The organism is Streptomyces deccanensis, assembly GCF_022385335.1.
In the GTDB taxonomy this organism is placed as follows: Bacteria; Actinomycetota; Actinomycetes; order Streptomycetales; family Streptomycetaceae; genus Streptomyces; species Streptomyces deccanensis.
In genome coordinates this window covers 5,732,917-5,756,392 of sequence record NZ_CP092431.1, presented here as the reverse complement: position 1 = coordinate 5,756,392, position 23,476 = coordinate 5,732,917, and the positions used below count along the sequence as shown (strand labels likewise).

Below are 23,476 nucleotides of genomic sequence, written 5' to 3'. Positions count from 1 at the left end.
CCGATATGCGCCATATAGGCGATTGGCGCACTTTCCAGAATAGGCCCGGCCGGGCACGCCTGCGCGTGCCCGGCCGGTGTGAGGACGTGAGGACGCCTCGTGCGAGGAACGGGTGCGGCTAGATGAACGAGTTGATCTCGATCGTCTCGTCGCGGCCCGGGCCGACGCCGATCGCGGAGATCGGGGCGCCGGACATCTCCTCCAGTGCCTTGACGTACGCCTGGGCGTTCTTGGGCAGGTCGGAGAAGGACTTGGCCGAGGTGATGTCCTCGGACCAGCCCGGCAGGGTCTCGTAGATCGGCTTCGCGTGGTGGAAGTCGGACTGCGAGTACGGGAGTTCCTCGACGCGCTTGCCGTCGATCTCGTAGGCGACGCAGACCGGGATCTGCTCCCAGCCCGTGAGGACGTCGAGCTTGGTGAGGAAGAAGTCCGTCAGGCCGTTCACGCGGGTCGCGTAGCGGGCGATGACCGCGTCGAACCAGCCGCAGCGGCGGTCACGGCCGGTGGTGACGCCCCGCTCGTGGCCGATGCGGCGCAGCGCCTCGCCGTCCTCGTCGAACAGCTCGGTCGGGAACGGACCCGCGCCGACCCGGGTGGTGTACGCCTTGAGGATGCCGATGACCCGGCTGATCTTCGTCGGACCCACGCCCGCGCCCGTGCAGGCGCCACCGGCGGTCGGGTTCGACGAGGTCACGAAGGGATACGTGCCGTGGTCGATGTCGAGGAGCGTGCCCTGGCCGCCCTCGAACAGGACGACCTTGTCCTCCTCCAGGGCCTGGTTCAGGACCAGCACCGTGTCGGCGACGAACGGGGCCAGCTTCTCGGCGTAGCCCAGCAGCTCCTCGACGACCTGGTCCACGGCGATCGCGCGGCGGTTGTAGAGCTTGGTGAGCAGCTGGTTCTTGACGTCGAGGGCCGCCTCGACCTTCTGCGTCAGGATCGACTCGTCGTACAGGTCCTGGACCCGGATGCCCACGCGGTTGATCTTGTCGGCGTAGGTCGGGCCGATGCCCCGCCCCGTCGTACCGATCTTCCGCTTACCGAGGAAACGTTCCGTGACCTTGTCCACGGTGACGTTGTACGGCGTGATGATGTGAGCGTTGCCGCTGATCAGGAGCTTGGACGTGTCGACGCCGCGCTCGTTCAGACCGCTCAGCTCGGAGAGCAGGACCGACGGGTCGACGACGACTCCGTTGCCGATGACCGGCGTGCAGCCGGGGGAGAGAATCCCGGAAGGGAGCAGGTGGAGGGCGTACTTCTGGTCACCCACGACTACCGTGTGGCCGGCGTTGTTGCCGCCCTGGTAGCGCACCACGTAGTCAACGGATCCGCCTAGCAGGTCCGTCGCCTTTCCCTTGCCTTCGTCACCCCACTGAGCACCGAGCAGCACAAGTGCGGGCACGCGCGTACACCCCTTCCGGGCGGGGCATGTCCAAGGTCGGGGGCGTACGCGATGGCTTGTTACCGTCGCGTGCGCCGCGACCGTCGTTGGCCGCACACTGTGGACCCGGATGCCCCGGAATAGACGAAGCCCCTGGCGCAATAGCGCAAGGGGCTCTTGCACAAAGATGCTACCCGAGGAAGCGAGGCAGGACCGAGGTGGCGACTGGCGACCAGCTCCTCGTGGTCATCGACCCCCTCGCCCGTCGCACGGACGGCGAGGCCGTACGGATCGCGAAAGACGTGCTCAGCGCGGGTGCGGCGAGCACGAAGGTGTGCCTTCCCGAAGGGCCCGAGGAATTCGCGCGGGCGCTCTCCCGGCGCGGTTCCCGGCGCCCGGTGGTGGTCGGCGACGACCGCGCGCTGCTGCGGGCGGTGGCTCATCTGCATCGGCGGCGGGAGCTGGCGGGGTGCGCCCTCTCCCTGGTTCCCGTGGGCTCCGCCCTGGGTCTCGCGCACTCCCTGGGCGTGCCCACCGGCGCGGTCGCGGCGGCCCGCGCCGCCCTCGACGGTGTCGAGCGGCGGCTGGATCTGCTCGTCGACGACAGCGACGGCGTCGTCCTGGGCGCCCTGCGCATCCCGGCCCTGCCGGGCGTGCCGCCACGGGACCCGCCGGGGGCTGGCGGGGCGACGACGGGCGGGCGGCCCGCGGGCGGTCCGCGCGCGGGCGGGGAACCGGGGCCCGGCAGGGACACGCACCCGGGATCCGGCGGGGTCAAGGACCCGGGGTCAGCCCCGCAGACGGGCGCGGGAACAGGCACAGGAACGGGCGCGGGACCGGAGGCTGGGGCGGGACCGGAGGTGGGCAGCGGCACGGGGTCGGGCCGGGGGTCTCGGCCCGGGGACGGATCGGCCGACGGGTGTGCGTCCCCGTCGTCCGGCCATCACTCCTGGCTGCGCGCCTGGCCGCAGTCCCTCGCCCGTACGTTGTCGACGCGGCCGGCGATACCCGCCCGGATGTCCCGTCCGCTGCGGCCCTCGCGCATACGGGTCGCCGCCGGGGGCGGGGTCGGGCCCGCGCGGCTGCGGGTGGAGGTGGACGGGGTGATCATCGTCGACCTGGACCAGCCCGTGGAGGCCGTGTCCATCACGCCCTACGCCCACGGCGGCGCCGCCGTCGAGATCCGGCCGGTGTCGGTGGGCGCCGAGGCGGGCCCGCTGCACGCGACCGGCCACCGGGTGACCGTGTCCGGCGCGGACTTCCGCTACCGGGCGGATTCCCTGGTGGCGGGCCCGGTACGGACGCGGACGTGGACGGTACGGGAGGCGGCGTGGGGGCTGACGCTGCCGGGGTGAGGGCGAGCGGGTGCGCTGGGTGGGCGTGCGTGGGGGCGCCCGGTGGGTGCCGGGCGCCCGGGGTCAGCCGCTCACCGGGTCAGCAGCTCATCGCCCAGGTGTGGGAGTCGCCGTTGTCGTTGGCGGCGCCGTTGTAGCCGACCTCCTGGCCGGGGGTGAGGCAGATGGTCATGTGACCGCCGAGATGGGCGCGGGAGTACACCCTGACGTGGTCCTTGACGCCCGGGCCGGAGATGCCGTGGTTGGCCCAGGAGGAGTCCTCGTCGGCGATGTTGCTCTCCCACCAGCGGTCGTCGCCGGGCCACTCGACCTTCATGCCGCCGAAATTGGCGTCCGTCCAGACACAGAAGTTGCCACTGCCGCAGGCGGCGGCCTGAGCGGTGCCCGACGACGCGAGAACCAGTCCTGCGGAGAAGAGCAGGGCGGAGAACAGGGCGGTGAAGCGCTTCATGGTGCTGTGTTTCCCTTCGGGGGTGGGGGGTTGGTACTGCCGATGAGAGAGGTGGCTTCGGTGAGGGCCCGGGCTCGCAGCCGCCGCCATTCGGTGAGTTCCGTACGGCGGTCCGCCCGGACCTCGGCGAGGGTGCGGTCGGTGTGGGCGGCCTCGGGCGCGAGGTTGTTGACGATGGTCGACGTACGGAACCAGCGGCCCTGGTCGCCGTAGAGCCGCCGCTGCGCCTCGGCCAGACAGCCGTCGGTGTGGGCGCGGACGACGTGTCCGGTGGGCAGCCGCAACGACAGCTCCGTACGCCCCGCGCCGAACATCGCCTCCGCGACCCGCGTCCGCTGGGCGCCGACTGGTTCGCTCCGCCCCGGGCGCGGCGGGGTGAGGCCGTGCCGGGTCAGGCAGTCGTCGGTCAGCCGCTGGGTCGCGGCCCTGATGACGTCGTCGGGGGAGAGCCGGGGCGGGGCGGGCGCCGGGGTGGTCGGCGGGGCGCTCGAACAGGCGGTACCTGCGGTGAGGAGCAGCCCGCAGACGAGGAGCGCGGCGAAGGGCGTGACGGGCGTGGGACGGGGGATGCCGGGTCGGCGCATGGGCGGGGGTTTCCGGAAACGGTCGTTCGGTCGACAGGGGCCAGCCACAGCTGACACGGCGACCTGCCCACCGCGCACACCGATATGCCCGTTTCCACCCGTACCGGCGAGCGCACGCGGGGCGCGTGTTGCCGACGTCGCGCCCTTCACCGGAGGGCCGATCACGATATGCGCCGCGAGGCCCGCGCGAGCACGCGACACGCCGCCGCGATCAATTCTCGGCGATGAATTTCACGCGGCAGGGCGCAGTGTCTTTGCCTGCACGGTCACGCACTTTTGAGGAGCCGTCAGGTAGGCGCCCCAAGGTGATCTGACGCGAATTCAGAGAACGAGGTACACCCCGGAGCCTCCAAGAGGGTGACGATATGTCAGCGCGCGCGGGTGTAGGCCGCACTCGGATTCGAAATACCAGCTCATTGCCATATTTTGACGATGCGTCAGGCACGCCGGTGGTCACCCGTCAGAGCGACAATTCATGCGGCCGTTCAGCCCCTTTTCCGACCCCACTCCGACCCTCCTCGACATGACAGCCGAAATGGCCGTCATTACGTTCGTTCTCGTCGGCAGGTCCTGTCGACGAGAACGAAGAGAAGGGGAAGTGCATTGCGCACTCGTAAGATCACAGTGATCGCCGCCTCCGTCGGCGTGGCAGTCGCGGCCGCCACCGGTGTCACCTACGCCAGCTCCGCCCTGGAGTCGGCCCCCAAGTCCGCCACGGCTATCGCCGACGCCGCCCCGGCGCCGCGCGGCGGCAACGGCACGGGCACCAGCGCCGGCTCCAACGCGGCCACCGCCCCGGCCGACGCGGGTGCGGCGGACAACATGAACGGCCCCCGAAAGGGCAACGAGGGCCGCGGCGCGGGTCGAGGCGACAACCGCCGGGACGAGGGTCAGATTCAGGTCAACGAGCGCGTGTACGGCGCCGAGCCGGGGTCCTGCATCGCCGTGGTCAACGTGCGCCGCGGGCAGGGTCAGGGTCAGGGTCAGGGGCAGCGGGGCGCCGGCAGCTTCAACATCCGGAACGACAGCGACAAGACCGTCGAATTCTTCAACGGGATCACCTGCGACAACGGGGCGCCTGTCGCCACGGTCGGTCCGCACAGCTCCAGCAGCGCGGTCGAAGGGGACCGGGAGGGCCAGTTCCTCGTCGGCAGCTTCCGCGTCGTCGGAAACGGCCACCACTGGTGATAACCGAGAGGGCAAGCGCACACCCCGGAATACCCAGTATCGGAAGCCCCGGCTCGCCGTAATCGAGCCGGGGTTCCGGCACGGGGGTATCCCTACGGGATGACCTTGGCCATGTTAGTCAGCGCGGCACGGCCGTTCCGGAGACGGCGCCGATAAAAGCGTGCCATCCGGTGGGCGAGATGTGCAGGAGGGGGCCGCGGGGGTTCTTGCTGTCGCGGACGACTCGGCCGCCGGTGATTGTTGCGCCAACCTCGACGCAGTCACCTTGCTGTCCGGAGTACGAGGACTTCCGGAAGGGGCCTATGAGCTCAGGGGTCACGACGCATCGTCCTTGATTCTCTCGCGTGCGCGTTGGATGAGCTGCGCGCTTGCGTCCGGTGCCAGCGCTGCCGATCGTAGTTGGTCGAAGGCGAGCGTGTAAGCCGCGAGGTCTTCGGGGGCTTCCAGGATCGAAGTGCCCCGTAGGTTCTCCAACGTCACGGCTTCCACGACCGGCTCCGCGTCGAAACTGAAGGACGCGAAGGCGGAGATCTCTCCCGCGAGCGTTCCGGCACTCAGGGGCAGGACTTGCACGGTCACGTTCCTCCGCCGGCCGACTTCAAGAATGTTCGCCAGTTGCTCCTGGTGAATGCCGACGCTTACCAGCGGATGAATGATCACCGGCTCCCAAATGATGGCCGTGTACGCCGCCCCGCCCTCCTCGATTTTCGCTTGCCGAGCCTCGCGCACCTTGACCAGCTGAGCCACTCGTTCCGGAGCCACGTAGTTGGGCCCTGACGTGATGACGGCCTCCGCATAGGCCGGCGTTTGGAGCAGCCCCGGAACCAGTGCCTGCGCCCACGCCCGGATGTACGTCGCGTCATCCTCCAGCGAGATGTGGTCGAGGTAGTCCGGCCGCAGGTGCGCAGCGTGTTCGAGCCACCAACCCCGATGCTTCGACCTCTTGGCCAAGTCCTCGAGTTTGCTGCGTACTTCCGGATCTTCCTCGCCGTAGGCGTTCAGCAGCACGCGGATCTCCAGGATGCGCGCCGTGACGAGTCCGCTCTCTATACGGCTGACGCGGGCCGGATCCACCCCGAGCACCTCGGCTGCCGCCAACTGGTCGAGCTTGGCGGCCTGTCGGTACCGCTTGAGCGCAGCGCCGAGCCGCCTGCTGCGCACCGTCGGCCGTCCCCCTGCGGGCATCGCATCCCCTCTCGGTCTGAACCGCCCCAACTCTAGGGTGCCCCGCTCACTTCAAGAACGAAATTCCGCATGCATGAGACTCTCCTAGTTGCAGAAGGCCTCGATTGAGTCATAACCTCACCGTGCACGAGCCGCTACGGCCCGTGAACTTGACCGCACGTCAGGGGGTCCCTCAGCCATGCCCGCACTCACCCCACGTAGCGACTCCTTCCGTATCCCCAAGCGCGGAAGACACGTCCCCGAAGCCCGTGCTCGCGTGCGGCGGATCCTCAAGGACTGGGCCCTCGACGGTGAACTCGCCGATGACATCGCCACCGTGGCCACGGAGCTGGTCACGAACGCGGTCCGGCACTGCCGGGTGACCCTCGCCGACGTGGAGGTGGTGGTGTCGGTCCGAGGGTGCGGCGTACTGGTCGAGGTGTCGGACCCGGACAAGGGCAAGGCGCCGGCACAGCGGAGCGGCGACGCGGAACGGGACGGCGGGCGCGGCCTCATCCTCGTCGCCGCGCTCTCCCAGCGGTGGGGGCACGAGGCGCGGCCGTTCACCAAGTGCGTGTGGGCGTACTTCGTGATCCCGGGGCGGAAAGGGTGAGCGCGGCGGCGCTGAGCCCGTACCGCGGGCGGTGGCGGCGTTGGGCGGCGCGGGCGGAACGGTATCGGGCCACGTATGGCCGGTGGTTGTCGTTCCCGCCGCGCGAACCCTGCTGGGAGAGGCGGCCGGTGAGAGCGGCGCCCGTGCGGGACGTACTCATGGATGGTCCATATGCGGGCGAAGAAGACGAGGGAGGCCTCGTGCGGGCGTATGTCACGGCGTACCTGAGTGAGGGGCGTACGGCATGACCGACGAAACGACGAACCGAACAGGGGGCTCCGCCCTGCCCTCCGACCCCGTCCTGGCCACGTTCAGCGACTGGCTGGACCACGCCGTGGCCTGCGTGGACGCGTGCCGGAGGGACGGGGTCTCGTGCCTGCACTCGATGCGGCTGGCCAAACGTCACCGCGCGGCGCGGAAGGCGGCGAGTGCGGCGCGGCTGAACACGTGAGGTGCCGCACAGCCGCCCACTACCCGGCGGGGGCGTCCACGACGGGTGGGCCCTGGGCGGCGAGTGCCTTGAGGGGCTCGCCGCTGAGGCGGCACACCTTCCACTCGTCCAGGAACTCGACGTCCAGGGATCGGTAGAAGTCGATCGTCGGCTCGTTCCAGGCCAGCACCCACCATTCGAAACGCTCGTACCCACTCCGCTCACAGACCGCGGCAAGGGCCGCGAGCAAGGCCTTGCCATGGCCCGCGCCCCGGGCGTCCGGACGTACGTAGAGGTCCTCCAGATGCATCCCGCGCGTGCCGGTCCAGGTCGAGAAGAGGGGGAACCACAGGGCGTAGCCGACGGTTTCGCCCGTGTCGTCGTCCTGCGCGATCAGCGCGTACGCCGCCGGGTGCTCACCGAACAGCGCCTCGCGGAGCTGCCCCTCGGTGGCCCGGGCCTGGTCGAGGGCCTTTTCGTAGGCGGCAAGTTCGCGGATCATCACGATGATCTCCGCGACGTCGCGCACGGTGGCGGTACGGATCATGCGGGGATCATCGACCACCACGTCGAGCCGTGTCCACCGGCGGAGCCCGTACGCCGCAAATAATCCGTTGACAACAAACTGTTTGCATCCAACGCTGGGCGCATGACGACACCTACCGATCCATTCACCGATCCATCCGCCGGGGCATCCGCCGATCCCTTCACACCCCCGAGCGCGGACGAGGCACGCGCCCAGCGCGTCTACACGTCCCTGTTCCGTATCGCCGAGCGGCACGCGCGCACGGCCGAGCAGCGGAACCGCCAGGTGCACCCGCATGTCCTCGGTGCGCACGAGGCGATCCGGCTGGTCTCGTACCTGCTGAGCGGTGCCGCCCTCCTCGACGACGGCGAGGCGGAGGTCGACCGCGCCGACATCACCGCCGCCCTGACCCTGATCCCTCTCGCCCGGGGCGAGATGGACGAACTGGAGGTCGGCCTCCTCGACATGGCCCGGGGCCGGGGCATGACCTGGCCGGAGATCGCCTTCGGCCTCGGCCTCCAGACCCCCCAGGCGGCCCGCCAGCGTCACGAACGCCTGTCGAGCCGCACGGAGAGGACGGACGGGCCGTAGCCGGGCTCGGGGGCCGGCCGCTCGAGGACACACGCGTCCCGGCTCGGCAGAGATCAGGGTGATCGAAGGGGGAGTTCAGCGCGGGTGGTACCGGATTCGCGTCACAGCGGGCCCGGCCTGCCATTGGCGACGGTCTCGGTCTGGTCGGCGCTGGTGTGCGGCGCCACCGCGAGCACAACCGCCAGCGCCATGAACAGGCCGCATACGACCTTGCGCATGTGTTTCTCCTTTTCCGAGGGGAATGCCAACCGGTCAGGCTCGAAAGCTAGCCGGGATCGGCGCGGCAGCACATCCGGAACATGCGGGAGTCCGCCCAAGAACCTTCGGGACACGGTCACAAGGCGACCAAAATCGGTCCCGCAATGCCCCCTTGACCCCGCACGCCATCGACGCCGCATCGCGTTCCGGCAGCGATGCCACCATGCGGCGCCCCGGTTCCGGCGCGGAACGCCGAGCGTGGGCGCCGGGCGCGAGAGCCGGGGCGGCACTCAGTCCCGGCCGAAGAGTTCGTCGCGGTGGGTGCGCCAGCGGTCCATCATCGACTCGACCTCGGTCTCGATGAACTCGAAGAAGGCGAGGGTCTCGGAGAGGCGGCGGCCCGCCGGGCTGTCGGCCCCCAGGCTGGCGACCCCCTCCCGCAACGCCTCCTCCCAACGCTTGATGATGGCCTCGCGGTTGGTGAGGGCCTCGTACCACTGCTCGCTGTGGACGCGGTAGCGCTCCCGGCGCGAACCAGGCTCGCGTTCGCGTGAGACCAGGTGCACCTGGGCGAGGTAGCGGACCGCGCCGGAGACGGCGGCGGGGCTGATGCGCAGCTGTTCGCCGAGTTCGACCGAGGTCAGTGCGCCGGTGTCGGAGGACAGGAGCGCGGCGAAGACGCGGGCCGGCATACGCGGCATCCCGGCCTCGACGAGCTGCGCCGCGAAGTGTTCGACGAAACGGGAGACCGACTCCGGGTCCCGCTCCGGAACATCCGCCTCGGCCCTCGGCTCCACCATCCCTCGATCATCTCCCCTGGTCACACACCACGCGCAGCGCTCAGGCACCCTCTTCCGACACCCCGGCCAGCCTACCGGCGTTTTATACGTTTCCTTAACTTCACAAATTTCTGAAGTAAGCGTACGTTCTGAAGCATGACGAAGGCCAACCCCGCCAACCGCGCCGACCCCGCCCTTCCCGCCCTAGAGGTCTCCGGACTGCACAAGTCCTTCGGGCGCACCCACGCCCTGGCCGGCCTCGACCTGACCGTCGCGACCGGCGAGGTCCACGGCTTCCTCGGCCCCAACGGTGCCGGAAAGTCCACCGCCATCCGCGTCCTGCTCGGCCTGCTGCGCGCCGACTCGGGCACCGCGCGGGTGCTGGGCCGCGACCCGTGGGCCGACGCGGTGGAGGTGCACCGCAGGATCGCGTACGTGCCGGGTGACGTGACCTTGTGGCGGAACCTGTCCGGCGGCGAGGTCATCGACCTCTACGGACGGCTCCGGGGCGGGCTGGACGCCCGGCGCCGGGCCGACCTCGTCGAACGGTTCGAGCTCGACCCCACGAAGAAGGGGCGCACGTACTCCAAGGGCAACCGCCAGAAGGTCGCCCTCGTCGCCGCCTTCGCCTCCGACGTCGACCTCCTCATCCTGGACGAGCCGACGTCGGGCCTGGACCCGCTGATGGAGGAGGTCTTCCAGCGCTGTGTACGGGAGGAGCGCGACCGGGGCCGTACGGTGCTGCTGTCGTCCCACATCCTCAGCGAGGTCGAGGAGTTGTGCGACCGGGTGAGCATCATCCGCAAGGGCGTCACCGTGGAAAGCGGCTCGCTCGCCGACTTGCGCCATCTGACCCGGACCACCGTCACCGCCGAACTGGCCGGCCCTCCGAACGGCCTGGCGCACCTCCCCGGCGTCCACGACCTCGACGTCCAGGGCCACCGCGTCCGCCTCCAGGTCGACACCGCCGAACTCAACGCCGTCCTCCGCTCCCTGACCGAGTCCGGCGTACGGTCCCTGACCTCGACGCCGCCGACGCTGGAGGAGTTGTTCCTGCGGCACTACCAGGCGGAGGGGGCAGAAGGGACGGAAGAGGTGGCCGCGCGATGACCACTACCGCCGACAGCACGGACGGCGCCGACCTCGCTCTCGCCGGCCCGGTCGCCGTACGGTCCCGCGCCGGTCGCCAACTGGCCGGTACGGGAACCCTGTTGAGGTTCGCCCTGCGCCGCGACCGCGTGATGGTGCCGGTCTGGGTCGCGGTGACCGGGCTGATGGTCCTCTCCATGCCGAACAGCCTCGACGCGCTCTACGGCACCGCCGCCGAACGCGCCGATCTCATGCGCCAGTTGGCCACCAACTCCTCGCTGCGCGCCCTGGTCGGCCCGGTCTTCGACGACTCCCTCGGCGCGCTGACCGCCTGGCGCGTCGGCGTCTACGCCGGTCTCCTCGCCGCCGTCATGAGCCTGCTCGTCGTCATCCGCCACACCCGCGACGAGGAGGAGAGCGGCCGCCAGGAGCTGATCGCCTCGGGCATGGTCGGCCGCCGGGCCGCGCTGACCGCCGCCCTGCTCACGGCGGCCGTCGCCAACGGCGGGCTGGCGCTGCTCGTCACGGTCGGGCTCGCCGGGCAGGGCGCGGCGGGGGCACTGGCCTTCGGGCTGGGGATCGCGGGCGTCGGGATGGTGTTCGCGACGATGGCGGCGGTCGTGGCGCAGCTGACGGAGAGCGCGCGGCTGGCTCGGGGGCTGACGGCGGGTGTGCTGGGGGCGGCGTTCGTGCTGCGGGCTGCGGGCGACGCGTCCGAGAACGAAGGTTCGTCTTTCTTGACGTGGGTGTCGCCGCTGGGGTGGCTGGAAAACGAGCGTTCGTTCGCGGAGGAGCGCTGGTGGGTGCTGCTGCTGTTCGTCACGGCGGCGGTGGTCCAGGGCGTGGTGGCGTACGGGCTCGCAGGGCGCCGCGACGTCGGCATGAGCTTCCTGCCGACCCGGCCGGGGCCGGCGCACGGCAGGCTGGGTACGGCCGGTGCGCTGGCCTGGCGGCTCCAGCGCGGCAGCGTCCTCGGCTGGAGCATCGGCTTCTTCCTCGCCGGACTCGTCTACGGCGGGCTGACCGAGGGCACGGCCGAGTTCGTCGGCGACAACGAGGGCGCCCGCGAGATCTTCGAACGCATGGGCGGGCAGTCCGGTCTGACCGACGCGTTCCTCGCGTCGATGATCGGCATGCTCGGGCTGATCGCCGCGCTGTACATCGTCGGCGCGGTGCTCCGGCTGCACGGCGAGGAGACCTCCGGGCGCGCCGAACCGCTCCTCGCGAACCGGGTGAGCCGGATCCGCTGGGCCGCCGGGCATCTGGTCGTCGCCTTCGGCGGCACCGTCTGGATCATGCTCCTCGCCGGTCTCGGCTTCACCCTCGGCTACGGCAAGGAGGCCGGCCCGATCCTGGGCGCCTGTCTCGTCCAGGTCGCCGGGGTCTGGGTCGTCGGCGGTGCGGCCGTACTGCTCCACGGGCTCACCCCCCGGGCGGCGCCGGCGGCCTGGGCCCTCGCCGGCGCCGTCCTCCTCATCGGCTGGATCGGCCCCGCGCTCGACGCCCCCGCCGCCCTCCTCGACCTCTCCCCCTTCGGCCACCTCCCGAAGCTGCCGGGCGCCGCGATGGCCTGGCCACCGGTACTGACCCTGACCGGGCTCGCGGTGGCACTGGTCGCGGGGGGTCTGGCGGGGTTGCGGCGACGGGATGTGGGCGGCTGAGGGGCGCAGGTGGCGCGGCGCCGCGGGGCCGCGGGCAGTTGAGGGCGCGGGCGACGCACGGCGGCGCGGAGATCTGGCGTGGGGGACCGTCCCGGGGCTGGTCCGCGCGGCTGCCCAACGGTTCGCCGGGTCGAGGCCGTCGGCAGAGCCGTAGCCGTGACGGGTGTCGCCGTCGGCAGAACCATGGCGGAGGGGGACGCGTCTTGCGGGGCGGAGGCCGGCCGGAGCGGTCAGGTGCCAGAGCCGGGGACGGGGACGACGCCCCAGCTCCAGCTCCAGCCCCAGCCGGATCCGGAGCCAGCGCCTGCGCCTGCGCCCCAACCGGATCCGGAGCCAGTGCCCGCGCCCCAGCCGGATCCGGAGCCGTACCGGCCCCCCAGCCGGAACCGGGACCGGGCGGGGACCGGGGCGGGGCCCGGGACGTGTTGAGGCAAGGGGGCCAGGGGTTGGATCGGCAGAGTGTTTCCGGGTGTGGCGGTTGTGCCTTGTCGGCGGTGGGTGCGGTGGCCGCGACCCTCGCGTGGGGGACGTCGGACCGGACGCGGCGGCATCTGGGCGGTGGCTTCGAGGGCGAGGACATGGACTACACCGTCCTCGCCACCGAACTCCCCTTTGTCGTCCTGGCCGGCGCCGCCCTCCCCGCCGCCGTCTGCCTGGTGATCGCCCTCCTGGTGGCCCGAAGACGACGGAGATCTGGGGCCGGTGCCGGGCCGGAGTCCGGCACCGGGGCGCCCTCAGACCTCGACGGCTAGGCCGTCCAGGCCCCGGATCACGAAGTTCGGCTTGCGGGTCGGCTCGGTGGCGAGGGCGAGGGTCGGGGCCTGCTCCAGGAGGGCCGTCATCGAGGCCGCCAGTTCGATCCGGGCGAGCGGCGCGCCGATGCAGTAGTGGATGCCCGCGCTGAACGAGATGTGCGGGTTCTCCCGGCGGGTGAGGTCCAGTTTCTCCGGGTCGGCGAACACGGCCGGGTCATGGTTCGCCGAGCCGAACAGCATCGCGATCTCGGCGCCCCGGGGCACGGTCGTCCCGTCGATCTCGATGTCGTCCAGCACCCAGCGCTCGAAGAGCTGGAGCGGGGTGTCGTACCGCATCAGCTCCTCCACCGCCGTCGGCACCAGCGAGTGGTCCGCGCGCAGGGCCGCCAGCTGCCCGGGGTTGCGGAACAGCGCCCACCAGCCGTTCACCGTGGCGTTCACCGTCGCCTCGTGGCCCGCGTTCAGCAGCAGCACACAGGTCGAGATCATCTCCTGCTCGGTGAGCCGGTCGCCCTCGTCGTACGCGGCGATCAGGCCCGAGATCAGGTCCTCCCCCGGCTCCGCCCTGCGGTGCGCGATCAGCTCCCGCAGGTACTCGGAGAACTCCACCGACGCCCGTACCGCCCGCTTCGCCGTCTCCTCCGACGGGCTCAGCTCGTACATCCCGCAGATGTCCGCCGACCAGGGCCGCAGCTGCGCCCGGTCCGACTCGGGGATGCCCAGCATCTCGGCGATCACCGCCACCGGCAGCGGCTCCGCGACGTCCGCCAGCAGGTCGCCCCCGCCGGCCTCCACCAGTCCGGCCACCAGCTCACCGGCCAGCCCCCGCACGTACGGCTGGAGCTGCTCCACCGTGCGCGGGGTGAACGCCTTCGAGACCAGCCGCCGGATGCGGGTGTGGTCCGGGGGCTCCAGGTCCAGCATCCCGTGGTCGTTCAGGGTGTGGAACGGCTCGTGTTCCGCCGGCGGGGCGGTGCGGCCGAAGTCCTCGTGCGTGAACCGGTGCTGGTACGTCCGCCCGAGCCGCCGGTCCCGCAGCAGTGCAGAGACGTCCGCGTGGTGCGGGACGAGCCACTGGTTCGTGGGCTCGAAGTACCGCACCCGGCCCCCGGCCCGCAGCTCCGCGTACGCCGGGTACGGGTCGGCCAGGAAGTCGGGGTCCCACGGGTCGAAAGCGAGGTCGAGAGCAGCTGCCATGGAGCGACGCTAGCCCGGTTCCCCCGTTCTGACCAGGGGTGTCCTGCCGACCGGGGGCGGCTCACCCCGGCGTGACCAGTCTCGCCTCGTACGCGAACACCGCCGCCTGCGTCCGGTCGCGCAGGCCCAGCTTGACCAGGACCCGGCTCACATGGGTCTTGATCGTGGACTCGGCGACCACCAGGCGCTCCGCGATCTCCGAGTTGGACAGGCCCTGGGCGATCAGGACCAGGACCTCCGTCTCGCGGTCGGTGAGTTCGCCGTACGCCAGCTGGGTGGCCGCCGAGGGGCGGGGGGCCTGGGCCAGCTTGGAGAACTCCGTGATCAGCCGCCTGGTGACGGACGGCGCCAGCAGGGCCTCACCGGCGGCCACCACCCGTACCCCGTCGGCCAGTTGGCGGGCGGAGGCGTCCTTGAGGAGGAAGCCGGAGGCTCCCGCGCGCAGCGCCTGGTACACGTACTCGTCCAGGTCGAACGTCGTCAGCACCAGCACCTTCGCCCCGCCGTCCGACGCCACGATCTGCCGGGTGGCCTCGATGCCGTTCAGCTCGGGCATCCGGATGTCCATCAGGACGACGTCCGGCGACAGCTCCCGGACGCGGTCGACCGCGTCCCGGCCGTTCACCGCCTCGCCGACGACCTCGATGTCCGGCATCGCGCCGAGCAGCACGGAGAAGCCCTCGCGGACCATCATCTGGTCGTCGGCGATCAGCACGCGGATCGTCATGCGTCGGCCTCGCTCGCACCGGGCACCGGCAGGAACACCGTCACCTCGTAGCCCCCGTCGTCCGTCTCGCCCGTCGTCATCTCGCCGTTCAGCATGGTGACGCGCTCCCGCATGCCGGTGAGGCCGTGGCCCGTGCCGTGGGTGGTCTTCACCAGGGTCACCTCCGGGGACGGGCCGTTGACCACGCGCAGCCCGAGACCGCCCAGGACATAGCCGATCTCCACCCGGGCCGACGCTCCCGGCGCGTGCCGCAGGGTGTTGCTGAGGGCCTCCTGCACGATGCGGTACGCCGACAGCTCCACGCCCTGCGGGAGTTCACGGACCGCGCCGGTGACCGCCTTGTCGACCGTGAGACCGGCCTCCCGCACATTGGCGAGCAGGTGGTCGAGGTCGGCGAGCGTGGGCTGGGGGGCGTCCGGGGCCTCGTAGTCCTCGGCGCGGACCACCCCGAGGACACGGCGCAGCTCGGTGAGCGCGGCCACCGCGTTCTCCCGGATGGTGGCGAAGGCCTGCTCCAGCTCCGGCGGCGGGTTCTCCACGCGGTAGGGCGCGGCCTCGGCCTGGATGGCGACCACCGACATGTGGTGGGCCACCACATCGTGCAGCTCGCGGGCGATCGTGGTGCGCTCCTCCAGCAGGGTGCGCCGGGAGCGCTCGTGCTCGGTCACCGTCTGCTGGGCGGTCACCTCCCGCTGGGCGGTGCGGCGGATGGTCAGGGCGGACGCCGCCAGCATGGACATGGCGGAGACGAAGAGCAGCGGGACCGTGTTGTTCACCGCGTAGTGGCCCCCGCCGAGGGTGGCCTCCATGAACGCCCCGTACGCCGCGGTCAGGACCCACATCCAGGCGGCGATGCGCGGCCGCGTGCGCAGGGCCACGACGGTCATCACCACGAGGTGGGCCGCGAAACTGCCGGCCGTCCACGGCCAGTCGTCCCACTCACCGCTGCCCACCGCGGTCAAAGGGGCCGCGATCATGGAGGCCCAGAAGGCCGCCACGGGTCTGATCATGGTCAGCAGGATCGGCAGCAGGGCCAGGCCGGCGGCCACCATCGCGCCGAGCCCGTTTCCGTCGTTCCCGGAGGCGGCGATGGGCATCGAGAACAGGCCGGCCACCACCACGGCCGCGTGCGGGGCCCAGGCCACGTATGTACGCAGGCGGCCGGAGAACCGACTGGTGAACGGGCCGTCCATCTTCATCGGGGGCATCGGCAGGTAGGCGAACGCGTCGTGGAACAGGTCCTGTCGCAGCCTCTGCCACGCGTCCATCGCCACCCGGAACTCCGGGCTGCTCTGCCTGCCCCCGCCGCGCGAGGGCATCGTCTGCGTCTGGGTCGTCTCGGTCACGTGGAAGACGGTAGGCGGAGGGCGGGTGCGCCGTCGTCACCAGTGAGGAGGGTCTGTCCGGGTCCGTCTCAGGTACTACGGGCGGGCGCGGGGCCCCGCCGGACCCGTTGGGGCGGCTCTCACCAGGCCAGCTGCGCGATCTCCTCCACCACGACCGCGCAGGCGTCCGCCGCCGGGTCGATGAGGGGGAAGTGGCCCACGTCCTCCAGCAGGGTCAGGCCCACGACCTCGCCCGCCTTGGCCGCGGCGTCGGCGTACGCCTCGGCGACGGCCTGCGGGACGACGATGTCGGAGCGGCCCTGTACGAGGGTGGTGGCGATGCCGGTCGGGAGGAGGAGAGCCGGGTCGGCGTAGGCGCGGCGGTCGGTGAACTTGTCCTGGCCGCCGAGGAGTTGGGTGGCCGCGCCGCCGCAGACGTCGAGCTTCTCGGCCACGGCGAAGTCGGCGATGGGGGCGAGGGCGACGACGCCGCGCAGGGGGGCGGGGCGGTCGGTGCGCCACGGGGTGTCGGGCGGCAGTACGTGGCGACCGGCGGCCCACAGGGCGAGGTGGCCGCCCGCGGAGTGGCCGGTGAGGACCGTGCGGCGGGGGTCCGCCTGGGGCAGGGCCTCGCGTACGACGTCGGGGAGGGCGTCGAGCGCGGCGGCGATGTCGTCGAACGTCTCCGGCCAGCGGCCCGCGACGGGGGTGGGTGTGCCGGTGGGGCCGGTCTGGGCCGGGAGTGAACTGCCCCTTCTGTACTCGACGTTGGCCACCGCGAAGCCGTGGCGGGCGAGGAAGTCCGCGAAGGGGGTGATGTGGTGGCGGTCGTACGGGGCCCGCCAGGCACCGCCGTGCAGGACCACGACGAGGGGGGCGGTGGCTGTGGCCGCGCCGCCGGGGTCGGTGGGCGTGCGGGGGGCGTAGAAGTCGATCACCTGGTCCGGGTGGTCGCCGTAGGGGGCGGTGGCGTCGGGGGCGATCGGGGGGTGCGAGAAGGCGGATGCCTCTTCGGCGGCATCGCGGGCTGCGGCGTCGTCGTCCGGCATGCGGCAACCTCTCGGGGTGGACTGGATTTGGAAGGGTTTGGGCGGGCGGGTGCCGGGGAAAGGGCGCCTGCTCCGTTGGCGGGGACGGTATCAGGCCGATGACGTGGGCGGACACGGGGATGTGACGGGGGGTCAGGGGGTCCGCCCCGGGGGAGAGCGGGCGGGGTGGACCGGAGTGGGAGGACTGGAGCGGGGTGGGATGGCGCGGAGTGGGATGGCGCCCGGGGTCGGGGCTGGGCGGGGGTGGGTCTCGCTCACCGGCGCTCGCCGGGCGCCGCCTGCGCCCACCCTCCCCCACTCTCGGCTTCGCTCGAGCGGGAGGTGCCCCCATCGCCCCAGCGGCACGACTGCCCGCAGTTCAATAGGGGCAAGGGGCTGCGCCAGCCCCTGCCCCTGCCCCTGCCCCTCCCTACCCCACCCCCTCCAACGTCTCCCCCAGTACCCGGGCCGCTCGTTCCGCGTCCGTGAAGTTCACGTACAGCGGGGTGAAGCCGAAGCGGAGGACGTCGGGGTGGCGGAAGTCGCCTATGACGTTCTGGGAGATGAGGCGCTTCATGATGTCGCCGGCGTCGTCGCAGCGGAGGGCGACCTGGCTGCCGCGTTCCGCGTGGGCGGTCGGTGTGAGGGACTCGACGCGGCCCTCGGGGACGTACGCCGCGACGCAGCGCAGGAAGAAGTCCGTCAGGGCGAGGGACTTCGCGCGGACCGACTCGAGCATCGCCGCGGCCTCACCGGCCGGGCCCGCCTCACCCTCGCCGCCCCAGCCGTACCAGACGTCGAGCGCCGCCTCCAGGGCCAGCATCGACAGGATGTCCGGCGTGCCGACCCGCCCCCGTACCGCGCCCGGCGCGGGCTCGTAGGCCGGGCGCATGGCGAAGGGTGCGGTGTGGGACGTCCAGCCGGGGAGCGGCGAGTCGAAGCGGGGCTGGAGGTCCCTGCGGACGTACAGGTACGCCGGGGAGCCGGGGCCGCCGTTGAGGTACTTGTAGGTGCAGCCGACCGCCAGGTCGACCCCGTGCGCGTCGAGGCCGACGGGCAGCGCGCCCGCGCTGTGGCAGAGGTCCCAGACGGCGTAGGCGCCCACCTCGTGGATCGCCGCCGTCAGGCCGGCGAGGTCGTGGAGGCGGCCCGTGCGGTAGTCGACGTGGTTGAGCAGGACCGCGGCCGTACGGTCGCTCAGCGCGGCCGGGACCTCCGCCGGGGTCACCGGACGGAGCGTGCGGCCGGTCATACGGGCCGCGGACTCGGCCATGTAGCCGTCCGTCGGGAACGTCGTCGCGTCGACCAGGATCTCGTCGCGCCGCCCCGCACCGTCCTCCTCGGCCATCCGTACCGCCGCCACGACCGCCTTGAAGACGTTCACGCTGGTGGAGTCGCCGACCACGATCTGACCGGGAGCCGCGCCCACCAGCGGGGCTATGCGGTCGCCGATGCGTTCGGGCGCGGTCCACCAGCCGCTCTCGTCCCAGGACCGGATGCGCAGCTCGCCCCACTCCCGGTACACGACGTCCGCGAGCCTGCCGGGGACCGACACCGGCAGCGCGCCGAGCGAGTTGCCGTCGAGGTACACCGCGTCGTCGAGGACGAAACGGCTGCGCAGACAAGCCAGCTCGTCGGCGGCGTCCAACTCCCTTGCTGCACTGATGAGTTCAGACATGGGAGCGCGCCGTCCACAGCTCGGGGAAGACGTTCTTGCGGGCGCGCTTCTCCAGCCAGGCCACCCCGGCGGAGCCGCCCGTGCCGGCCTTGGCGCCCATCGCGCGGCGCGTGGCGACGAGGTGGTCGTTGCGCCAGCGCCACACCAGTTCGGCGACGTCGGTCAACGCCTCGCCGAGACGGGCGAGTTCGTGGTCCGGGTCGCCGGAGTACAGCGCGGTCCACGCCTCCTCGACCTCGGGGGACGGCTCGTAGCGCTGGGAGACGTCACGGCGTACGACGGACTCGGGGATCGCGTATCCGCGCCGGGCCAGCAGCCGCAGGACCTCGTCGTAGAGGCTCGGCTCGTGCAGCGCCTTCTCCAGCTCGGCGTGGACGCGCGGGGCGCCCCGGTGCGGGACGAGCATGGAGGCGGACTTCTCGCCGAGCAGGAACTCCATCCGGCGGTACATCGCCGACTGGAAGCCGGAGCCCTCGCCGAGGGCGGCGCGGTAGGAGTTGAACTGCGCGGGGGTGAGCTGGGAGAGCGGCCGCCAGGAGGCGTTCAGGGCCTCCAGTTCGCGTACGGAACGCTTCAGCGCGTCCCTGGCCCGCGCCACGTCGTCGTTCCGGATCGCGGTGGTCGCGGTCTCCCACTCGTGCACGATGACGGTGAACCACAACTCCATGACCTGGGTCGTCACCAGGAAGACCATCTCACCGGGGTCGTCGGAGAGGGGGTGCTGGAGGTGGGTGAGGACGTCCGCCTGGACGTAGTCCTCGTACGGGGTCGTGCCCCGGAAGTCGAGATGCGGGGTCTCGGGCTCCGAAGCCTCATGGGGCTGAGCCTGAAGGGACATCGCTGTCTCCTGATGTGTACTCCGGGTAGCGGTCCGCCCCTGCCGAATTCCGACACGGGGGCCCCGGTCCCCACCGGCATGTTCGGCGATAGCGCCGCGCACCGCAAGGTCCGCCTGGTCACACCGGGCGGACCTGCGGAAACGTGCCGCCGCGGGTCAGCTCAGCGTCTGCGCCGCCGTCGGCGAGGAGTCCTTCAGGAACTGGGAGCAGCGCTCGTACTCCTCCTGCTCGCCGATGTCACCCGCGGCGCGGGCGAGGGCGTGCAGGGCGCGCAGGAAGCCGCGATTGGGCTCGTGCTCCCAAGGGACGGGGCCGTGGCCCTTCCAGCCGTTGCGGCGCAGGGCGTCCAGGCCGCGGTGGTAGCCCGTACGGGCGTAGGCGTACGACTCCACGACACTGCCCCGCTCGTAGGCCTCGTCGGCGAGCTGGGCCCAGGCGAGGGAGGAGGTGGGGTACTTGGCTGCGACGTCGGCGGGGGGCGTGCCGTTCGCGAGGAGTTCGCGGGGCTCCGGGACGTCGGGGAGGTGCGTCGGGGGCGGGCCCCCGAGGAGGTTCTCGTGAATCGTCATGGGTTCCAGTCTGGCTCATCTCCCGCCCGGCCCGCCTCCAGCGGCGGCGACACCACCCCGCAGTGCGTCCGGCACTCGGGGTGGCGGCAGTCCTGCCGCGGTCGGCGGATCGTGGCGAAGGACAGCGCCGCGCCCACCACCAGCGTCGCGGCGCAGACGATCATCGCCGTGCCGAACGCGTCGTCGAACTGGCTCGCCGACCGGTACGACTCCGGCCCCATCCCCGCGATCAGCGGCAACGCGGCCACGGCGACCAGGCCGGCCGCGCGGGCGGCCGCGTTGTTGATGCCGCTCGCCAGGCCCGCGTGCTCGGTGTCCACGGAGGCCAGGACCGTCGCGGTCAGGGGCGCCACCAGGGTGACCATGCCCAGGCCGAGCACGAGCAGCGCGGGCAGGACGTCGAGGACGTACGACGCGTCCGGACCCACCCGCAGGGCCAGCAGCATGCCCGCCGCGCACAGCAACGGGCCGACGGTGAGCGGGATCCGGGGGCCGATCCGTTCGCCGAGCGCGCCCGCGCGGGAGGAGAGCAGGAGCATCAGCACCGTGATGGGCAGCAGGGCCGTGCCCGCGCCCAACGCCGAGTACCCCGACACCACCTGGAGCTGGAGCGCGGCGAGGAAGAAGAAGCCACCGAAGGCCGCGTACACGCACAGCGTGACCAGGTTGACCGTCGTGAACTGGCGGGAGGCGAAGATCTGCGGCGGCATCATCGGATCGGGCCGGGCACGTTCGACGTACACGAAGGCCACGCCCGCCGCGACGCCGGCGACGGCCGAGACGGTCACCGCGAGCGAGCCCTCCGCCGCCTCGATCAGGGCGTACGTCACCAGCGCCAGCGACGCCGCGCCGAGGAACGCGCCGAGCACGTCGAAGCGGTTCTCGTGGGCCCGGCCGTCCCCCGACTCGGGCACGTGCCGGGTGGCCACGGGCACGCAGACGAGCGCGAGGGGGACGTTCAGCAGGAAGACCCAGCGCCAGCCGGGGCCGTCCACCAGCCAGCCGCCCAGGAACGGGCCGACGGCCGCGCCGATGCCGCCGAAACCGGACCACAGGCCGACGGCCCGCGCCCGGTCGTCGGGGTGGAACGAGGCCTGGATGAGCGCGAGCGAGCCCGGGGTGAGCAGCGCCCCGCCCACGCCCTGCAGCGCGCGGGCCGCGATCAGGACGCCGACGTTCGGCGCGAGACCGCACAGCAGGGACGCCACGGCGAACCACACCACGCCGATCACGAACACCTTGCGCCGGCCGAAGCGGTCGCCGAGGGCGCCGCCCAGCAGGATCAGACCGGCGAGGGTGAGCATGTACGCGTTGACGGTCCACTGGAGGGCCGCGAGGTCCGCGTCCAGGTCGTCGCCCATCCGGGGCAGGGCGACATTGACGACCGTGGAGTCCAGCAGCGCCATGCTGGAGCCGAGGATCGTGGTGAACAGGATCCACTTGCCCTGGGGCGAGGCGAGCCGGATGTCGGGCATGGGTCAGGTATACAGCCGCCCCCGCTCGCACGGCGAGCCCGGCGCCGTCGTGGCACCGGGCTCGTCGTACGACAGAGACGTACGCGGGGCGGGGGGAACTACTTGATCTTCTGGCCCGCCGAGCGCAGGTTCTGCGTGGCCTCGACGACGCGCGCGGCCATGCTCGCCTCGGCGAGCTTGCCCCAGGTGCGGGGGTCGTAGGTCTTCTTGTTGCCGACCTCCCCGTCGACCTTCAGGACGCCGTCGTAGTTCTGGAACATGTGGGCCGCCACCGGACGCGTGAACGCGTACTGGGTGTCGGTGTCGATGTTCATCTTGACGACGCCGTTCTCCAGGGCCGTGCGGATCTCGTCCTCGGTCGAGCCCGAGCCGCCGTGGAAGACGAAGTCGAACGGGGACTCCTTGCCGAAGCGGGCGGCGACGCCCTCGTTCAGCTCCTTGAGGAGGTCGGGGCGCAGGACGACGTTGCCCGGCTTGTAGACGCCGTGGACGTTGCCGAAGGACGCGGCGAGCAGGTAGCGGCCCTTCTCGCCCAGGCCGAGCGCCTCGGCCGTACGGATCGCGTCGTCGACCGTGGTGTAGAGGGAGTCGTTGATCTCGTGGGAGACGCCGTCCTCCTCGCCACCGGTCGGGGTGATCTCGACCTCCAGGATGATCTTCGCGGCGGCGGCGCGGGCGAGGAGTTCCTGGGCGATGGAGAGGTTGTCGGCGAGGGTCTCCGCCGAGCCGTCCCACATGTGGGACTGGAACAGCGGGTTGCGACCGGCCTTGACCCGCTCCTCCGACACGGCCAGCAGCGGACGTACGTAGCCGTCGAGCTTGTCCTTCGGGCAGTGGTCGGTGTGCAGGGCGACCGTGACGGGGTACTTCTCGGCCACGATGTGCGCGAACTCGGCGAGGGCGACGGAACCCGTCACCATGTCCTTGCTGTACTGACCGCCCAGGAACTCGGCTCCGCCGGTCGAGATCTGGACGATGCCGTCGCTCTCCGCCTCCGCGAAGCCCCGCAGCGCGGCGTGCAGCGTCTGGGTCGAGGTCACGTTGATGGCCGGGTAGGCGAACTTGCCTGCCTTCGCCCGGTCGAGCATCTCGTTGTAGACCTCGGGGGTTGCGATGGGCATGGTCCGCTCCTTGTATGTGCGGGTGGCGTTGTGCTTACGGTCCCTGACCTAGGGTTGCGACGTCATCGTCGGCCCCATCCTTCCAGACGGGACCCGATGCTCCGGCCAGGGTGTCCGGAACTGGTCGGTAACCGCTGACCTTGGTGTTCTCGACCGTGCCGACAGTCGTACGAACGTCGGCCGGGGACCTCAGTCGAGGCCCAACTCGTCCTTCGAGAACGCGAACCGGTACGGGACGCCGGCGCCCGCCTCGATCTTCTCGGCGGCGCCGGTGGCGCGGTCGACGATGGTGGCGACGGCGACGACCTCGGCGCCGGCCTCGCGGACGGCCTCGACGGCGGTGAGCGGGGAGCCGCCGGTGGTGGAGGTGTCCTCGACGACGAGGACCCGACGGCCGCTGATGTCCGGCCCCTCCACCCGGCGCTGCATCCCGTGCGCCTTGGCCGCCTTGCGGACGACGAACGCGTCCAGCCTGCGGCCCCGGGCGGCGGCCGCGTGCAGCATCGCGCCGGCGACCGGGTCGGCGCCCATCGTCAGACCGCCCACCGCGTCGAAGTCGAGGTCGGCGGTCAGGTCGAGGAGCACCTGTCCGACCAGCGGGGCGGCCTCGCCGTCGAGGGTGACGCGGCGCAGGTCGACGTAGTAGTCCGCCTCCAGACCCGACGAGAGGGTCACCTTGCCGTGCACCACGGCCTTGTCCTTGATCTGCTGCAGCAGAGATCCACGTACGTCCACGTCAGTCATGGCAGTCA

25 protein-coding genes are annotated in these 23,476 nt (G+C 71.5%); 8 read left to right on the top strand and 17 right to left on the bottom strand.

The features are described 5' to 3' along the window. Window positions 1-118 precede the first annotated feature (118 nt). The gene (locus L3078_RS25720) at window positions 119-1,402 is read right to left on the bottom strand and encodes an adenylosuccinate synthase (RefSeq protein ID WP_184905509.1); all 1,284 of its coding nucleotides are present in this window, start codon (window positions 1,400-1,402) and stop codon (window positions 119-121) included. A gap of 197 nt (window positions 1,403-1,599) precedes the next feature. On the opposite strand from L3078_RS25720, the gene L3078_RS25715 reads away from it, so the two are divergent. After that, window positions 1,600-2,736, top strand: coding sequence for a diacylglycerol kinase family protein (locus L3078_RS25715; RefSeq protein WP_239756312.1), 1,137 nt, complete (start codon window positions 1,600-1,602; stop codon window positions 2,734-2,736). Window positions 2,737-2,815: 79 nt separating this feature from the next. On the opposite strand, the gene L3078_RS25710 is transcribed toward L3078_RS25715, so the two are convergent. Together L3078_RS25710 and L3078_RS25705 are read right to left on the bottom strand one after the other, a co-directional pair. After that, window positions 2,816-3,187 carry a peptidase inhibitor family I36 protein gene (locus L3078_RS25710; RefSeq protein ID WP_239756311.1) on the bottom strand — a complete coding sequence of 124 codons (372 nt, stop codon included), beginning with the start codon at window positions 3,185-3,187 and terminating at the stop codon, window positions 2,816-2,818. Beyond that, window positions 3,184-3,771 (bottom strand): hypothetical protein, encoded by a 588-nt coding sequence (locus L3078_RS25705; RefSeq protein WP_239756310.1) that lies wholly within the window; start codon window positions 3,769-3,771, stop codon window positions 3,184-3,186. Before L3078_RS25705 ends, L3078_RS25710 begins: the two co-directional genes overlap by 4 nt. Before the next feature lie 603 nt (window positions 3,772-4,374). Between L3078_RS25705 and L3078_RS25700 the strand changes: the two genes are divergently transcribed. After that, the gene (locus tag L3078_RS25700) at window positions 4,375-4,959 is read left to right on the top strand and encodes a hypothetical protein (protein ID WP_239756309.1); all 585 of its coding nucleotides are present in this window, start codon (window positions 4,375-4,377) and stop codon (window positions 4,957-4,959) included. A gap of 118 nt (window positions 4,960-5,077) precedes the next feature. Here L3078_RS25700 and L3078_RS25695 read toward each other — a convergent pair whose 3' ends face one another. Then, window positions 5,078-5,278 (bottom strand): DUF397 domain-containing protein, encoded by a 201-nt coding sequence (locus tag L3078_RS25695; RefSeq protein ID WP_239756308.1) that lies wholly within the window; start codon window positions 5,276-5,278, stop codon window positions 5,078-5,080. Beyond that, window positions 5,275-6,144, bottom strand: coding sequence for a helix-turn-helix domain-containing protein (locus L3078_RS25690; RefSeq protein WP_239756307.1), 870 nt, complete (start codon window positions 6,142-6,144; stop codon window positions 5,275-5,277). Before L3078_RS25690 ends, L3078_RS25695 begins: the two co-directional genes overlap by 4 nt. Before the next feature lie 178 nt (window positions 6,145-6,322). Here L3078_RS25690 and L3078_RS25685 point away from each other — a divergent pair, with 178 nt between their 5' ends. Both L3078_RS25685 and L3078_RS25680 read left to right on the top strand, forming a co-directional pair. Then, window positions 6,323-6,736 (top strand): ATP-binding protein, encoded by a 414-nt coding sequence (locus L3078_RS25685; RefSeq protein ID WP_239756306.1) that lies wholly within the window; start codon window positions 6,323-6,325, stop codon window positions 6,734-6,736. A gap of 244 nt (window positions 6,737-6,980) precedes the next feature. Then, window positions 6,981-7,187: a hypothetical protein gene (locus L3078_RS25680; protein ID WP_239756305.1), complete on the top strand. Its 207-nt coding sequence runs from the start codon at window positions 6,981-6,983 to the stop codon at window positions 7,185-7,187. Between the two features lie 19 nt (window positions 7,188-7,206). Here the strand turns inward: L3078_RS25680 and L3078_RS25675 are convergent, their stop codons facing one another. Then, a complete protein-coding gene (locus L3078_RS25675; protein ID WP_239756304.1) occupies window positions 7,207-7,713 on the bottom strand; it encodes a GNAT family N-acetyltransferase in 507 nt (168 codons plus the stop codon). Window positions 7,714-7,815: 102 nt separating this feature from the next. Between L3078_RS25675 and L3078_RS25670 the strand changes: the two genes are divergently transcribed. Continuing rightward, window positions 7,816-8,283 (top strand): DNA-binding protein, encoded by a 468-nt coding sequence (locus tag L3078_RS25670; protein WP_239756303.1) that lies wholly within the window; start codon window positions 7,816-7,818, stop codon window positions 8,281-8,283. Window positions 8,284-8,771: 488 nt separating this feature from the next. Here L3078_RS25670 and L3078_RS25665 read toward each other — a convergent pair whose 3' ends face one another. Continuing rightward, window positions 8,772-9,281 (bottom strand): GbsR/MarR family transcriptional regulator, encoded by a 510-nt coding sequence (locus tag L3078_RS25665; protein ID WP_239756302.1) that lies wholly within the window; start codon window positions 9,279-9,281, stop codon window positions 8,772-8,774. A gap of 135 nt (window positions 9,282-9,416) precedes the next feature. On the opposite strand from L3078_RS25665, the gene L3078_RS25660 reads away from it, so the two are divergent. The 3 genes from L3078_RS25660 (at window position 9,417) to L3078_RS25650 (ending at window position 12,762) form a co-directional block, all read left to right on the top strand. Next, complete coding sequence (locus L3078_RS25660; RefSeq protein ID WP_239756301.1) at window positions 9,417-10,370, top strand: ABC transporter ATP-binding protein; 954 nt, start codon at window positions 9,417-9,419, stop codon at window positions 10,368-10,370. Continuing rightward, window positions 10,367-12,010 (top strand): ABC transporter permease, encoded by a 1,644-nt coding sequence (locus tag L3078_RS25655; protein ID WP_420864099.1) that lies wholly within the window; start codon window positions 10,367-10,369, stop codon window positions 12,008-12,010. Before L3078_RS25660 ends, L3078_RS25655 begins: the two co-directional genes overlap by 4 nt. 503 nt (window positions 12,011-12,513) lie before the next feature. After that, window positions 12,514-12,762, top strand: coding sequence for a hypothetical protein (locus L3078_RS25650; protein ID WP_239756300.1), 249 nt, complete (start codon window positions 12,514-12,516; stop codon window positions 12,760-12,762). Here the strand turns inward: L3078_RS25650 and L3078_RS25645 are convergent. From L3078_RS25645 to pyrE, 10 genes are all read right to left on the bottom strand, one after another. Beyond that, window positions 12,745-13,962, bottom strand: coding sequence for a cytochrome P450 (locus tag L3078_RS25645; RefSeq protein ID WP_239756299.1), 1,218 nt, complete (start codon window positions 13,960-13,962; stop codon window positions 12,745-12,747). The two genes, L3078_RS25650 and L3078_RS25645, sit on opposite strands and share 18 nt — an antisense overlap. Window positions 13,963-14,023: 61 nt before the next feature. Continuing rightward, the gene (locus tag L3078_RS25640; protein ID WP_239756298.1) at window positions 14,024-14,689 is read right to left on the bottom strand and encodes a response regulator; all 666 of its coding nucleotides are present in this window, start codon (window positions 14,687-14,689) and stop codon (window positions 14,024-14,026) included. Next, window positions 14,686-16,035, bottom strand: coding sequence for a sensor histidine kinase (locus L3078_RS25635; RefSeq protein WP_239756297.1), 1,350 nt, complete (start codon window positions 16,033-16,035; stop codon window positions 14,686-14,688). Before L3078_RS25635 ends, L3078_RS25640 begins: the two co-directional genes overlap by 4 nt. 119 nt (window positions 16,036-16,154) lie before the next feature. Further along, on the bottom strand, window positions 16,155-17,063 hold the full coding sequence (locus L3078_RS25630; RefSeq protein WP_239756296.1) for an alpha/beta hydrolase: 909 nt from the start codon (window positions 17,061-17,063) through the stop codon (window positions 16,155-16,157). Between the two features lie 409 nt (window positions 17,064-17,472). Then, window positions 17,473-18,720, bottom strand: coding sequence for a kynureninase (locus tag L3078_RS25625; RefSeq protein ID WP_239756295.1), 1,248 nt, complete (start codon window positions 18,718-18,720; stop codon window positions 17,473-17,475). Further along, window positions 18,713-19,558, bottom strand: coding sequence for a tryptophan 2,3-dioxygenase family protein (locus L3078_RS25620; protein WP_239756294.1), 846 nt, complete (start codon window positions 19,556-19,558; stop codon window positions 18,713-18,715). The genes L3078_RS25625 and L3078_RS25620 overlap by 8 nt, the downstream gene beginning before the upstream one ends. 156 nt (window positions 19,559-19,714) lie before the next feature. Next, window positions 19,715-20,128, bottom strand: coding sequence for a DUF3151 domain-containing protein (locus L3078_RS25615; RefSeq protein ID WP_239756293.1), 414 nt, complete (start codon window positions 20,126-20,128; stop codon window positions 19,715-19,717). After that, window positions 20,125-21,603, bottom strand: a complete 1,479-nt coding sequence (locus L3078_RS25610; protein WP_239756292.1) for an MFS transporter — start codon at window positions 21,601-21,603, stop codon at window positions 20,125-20,127. Before L3078_RS25610 ends, L3078_RS25615 begins: the two co-directional genes overlap by 4 nt. A gap of 98 nt (window positions 21,604-21,701) precedes the next feature. Next, complete coding sequence (gene fbaA / locus L3078_RS25605; RefSeq protein WP_239756291.1) at window positions 21,702-22,724, bottom strand: class II fructose-bisphosphate aldolase; 1,023 nt, start codon at window positions 22,722-22,724, stop codon at window positions 21,702-21,704. A gap of 189 nt (window positions 22,725-22,913) precedes the next feature. Next, a complete protein-coding gene (gene pyrE / locus L3078_RS25600) occupies window positions 22,914-23,468 on the bottom strand; it encodes an orotate phosphoribosyltransferase (RefSeq protein WP_239756290.1) in 555 nt (184 codons plus the stop codon). Window positions 23,469-23,476 lie beyond the last annotated feature (8 nt).

Excerpts from the sequence above, each read along its gene's own strand:
- L3078_RS25710 (WP_239756311.1), bottom strand. The coding sequence starts at position 3,187 with ATGAAGCGCTTCACCGCCCTGTTCTCCGCCCTGCTCTTCTCCGCAGGA.
- L3078_RS25705 (WP_239756310.1), bottom strand. The coding sequence starts at position 3,771 with ATGCGCCGACCCGGCATCCCCCGTCCCACGCCCGTCACGCCCTTCGCC.
- L3078_RS25690 (WP_239756307.1), bottom strand. The coding sequence starts at position 6,144 with ATGCCCGCAGGGGGACGGCCGACGGTGCGCAGCAGGCGGCTCGGCGCT.
- L3078_RS25685 (WP_239756306.1), top strand. The coding sequence starts at position 6,323 with ATGCCCGCACTCACCCCACGTAGCGACTCCTTCCGTATCCCCAAGCGC.
- L3078_RS25680 (WP_239756305.1), top strand. The coding sequence starts at position 6,981 with ATGACCGACGAAACGACGAACCGAACAGGGGGCTCCGCCCTGCCCTCC.
- L3078_RS25675 (WP_239756304.1), bottom strand. The coding sequence starts at position 7,713 with ATGATCCGTACCGCCACCGTGCGCGACGTCGCGGAGATCATCGTGATG.
- L3078_RS25670 (WP_239756303.1), top strand. The coding sequence starts at position 7,816 with ATGACGACACCTACCGATCCATTCACCGATCCATCCGCCGGGGCATCC.
- L3078_RS25665 (WP_239756302.1), bottom strand. The coding sequence starts at position 9,281 with ATGGTGGAGCCGAGGGCCGAGGCGGATGTTCCGGAGCGGGACCCGGAG.
- L3078_RS25660 (WP_239756301.1), top strand. The coding sequence starts at position 9,417 with ATGACGAAGGCCAACCCCGCCAACCGCGCCGACCCCGCCCTTCCCGCC.
- L3078_RS25655 (WP_420864099.1), top strand. The coding sequence starts at position 10,367 with ATGACCACTACCGCCGACAGCACGGACGGCGCCGACCTCGCTCTCGCC.
- L3078_RS25645 (WP_239756299.1), bottom strand. The coding sequence starts at position 13,962 with ATGGCAGCTGCTCTCGACCTCGCTTTCGACCCGTGGGACCCCGACTTC.
- L3078_RS25640 (WP_239756298.1), bottom strand. The coding sequence starts at position 14,689 with ATGACGATCCGCGTGCTGATCGCCGACGACCAGATGATGGTCCGCGAG.
- L3078_RS25630 (WP_239756296.1), bottom strand. The coding sequence starts at position 17,063 with ATGCCGGACGACGACGCCGCAGCCCGCGATGCCGCCGAAGAGGCATCC.
- L3078_RS25625 (WP_239756295.1), bottom strand. The coding sequence starts at position 18,720 with ATGTCTGAACTCATCAGTGCAGCAAGGGAGTTGGACGCCGCCGACGAG.
- L3078_RS25620 (WP_239756294.1), bottom strand. The coding sequence starts at position 19,558 with ATGTCCCTTCAGGCTCAGCCCCATGAGGCTTCGGAGCCCGAGACCCCG.
- L3078_RS25615 (WP_239756293.1), bottom strand. The coding sequence starts at position 20,128 with ATGACGATTCACGAGAACCTCCTCGGGGGCCCGCCCCCGACGCACCTC.
- L3078_RS25610 (WP_239756292.1), bottom strand. The coding sequence starts at position 21,603 with ATGCCCGACATCCGGCTCGCCTCGCCCCAGGGCAAGTGGATCCTGTTC.
- fbaA (WP_239756291.1), bottom strand. The coding sequence starts at position 22,724 with ATGCCCATCGCAACCCCCGAGGTCTACAACGAGATGCTCGACCGGGCG.
- pyrE (WP_239756290.1), bottom strand. The coding sequence starts at position 23,468 with ATGACTGACGTGGACGTACGTGGATCTCTGCTGCAGCAGATCAAGGAC.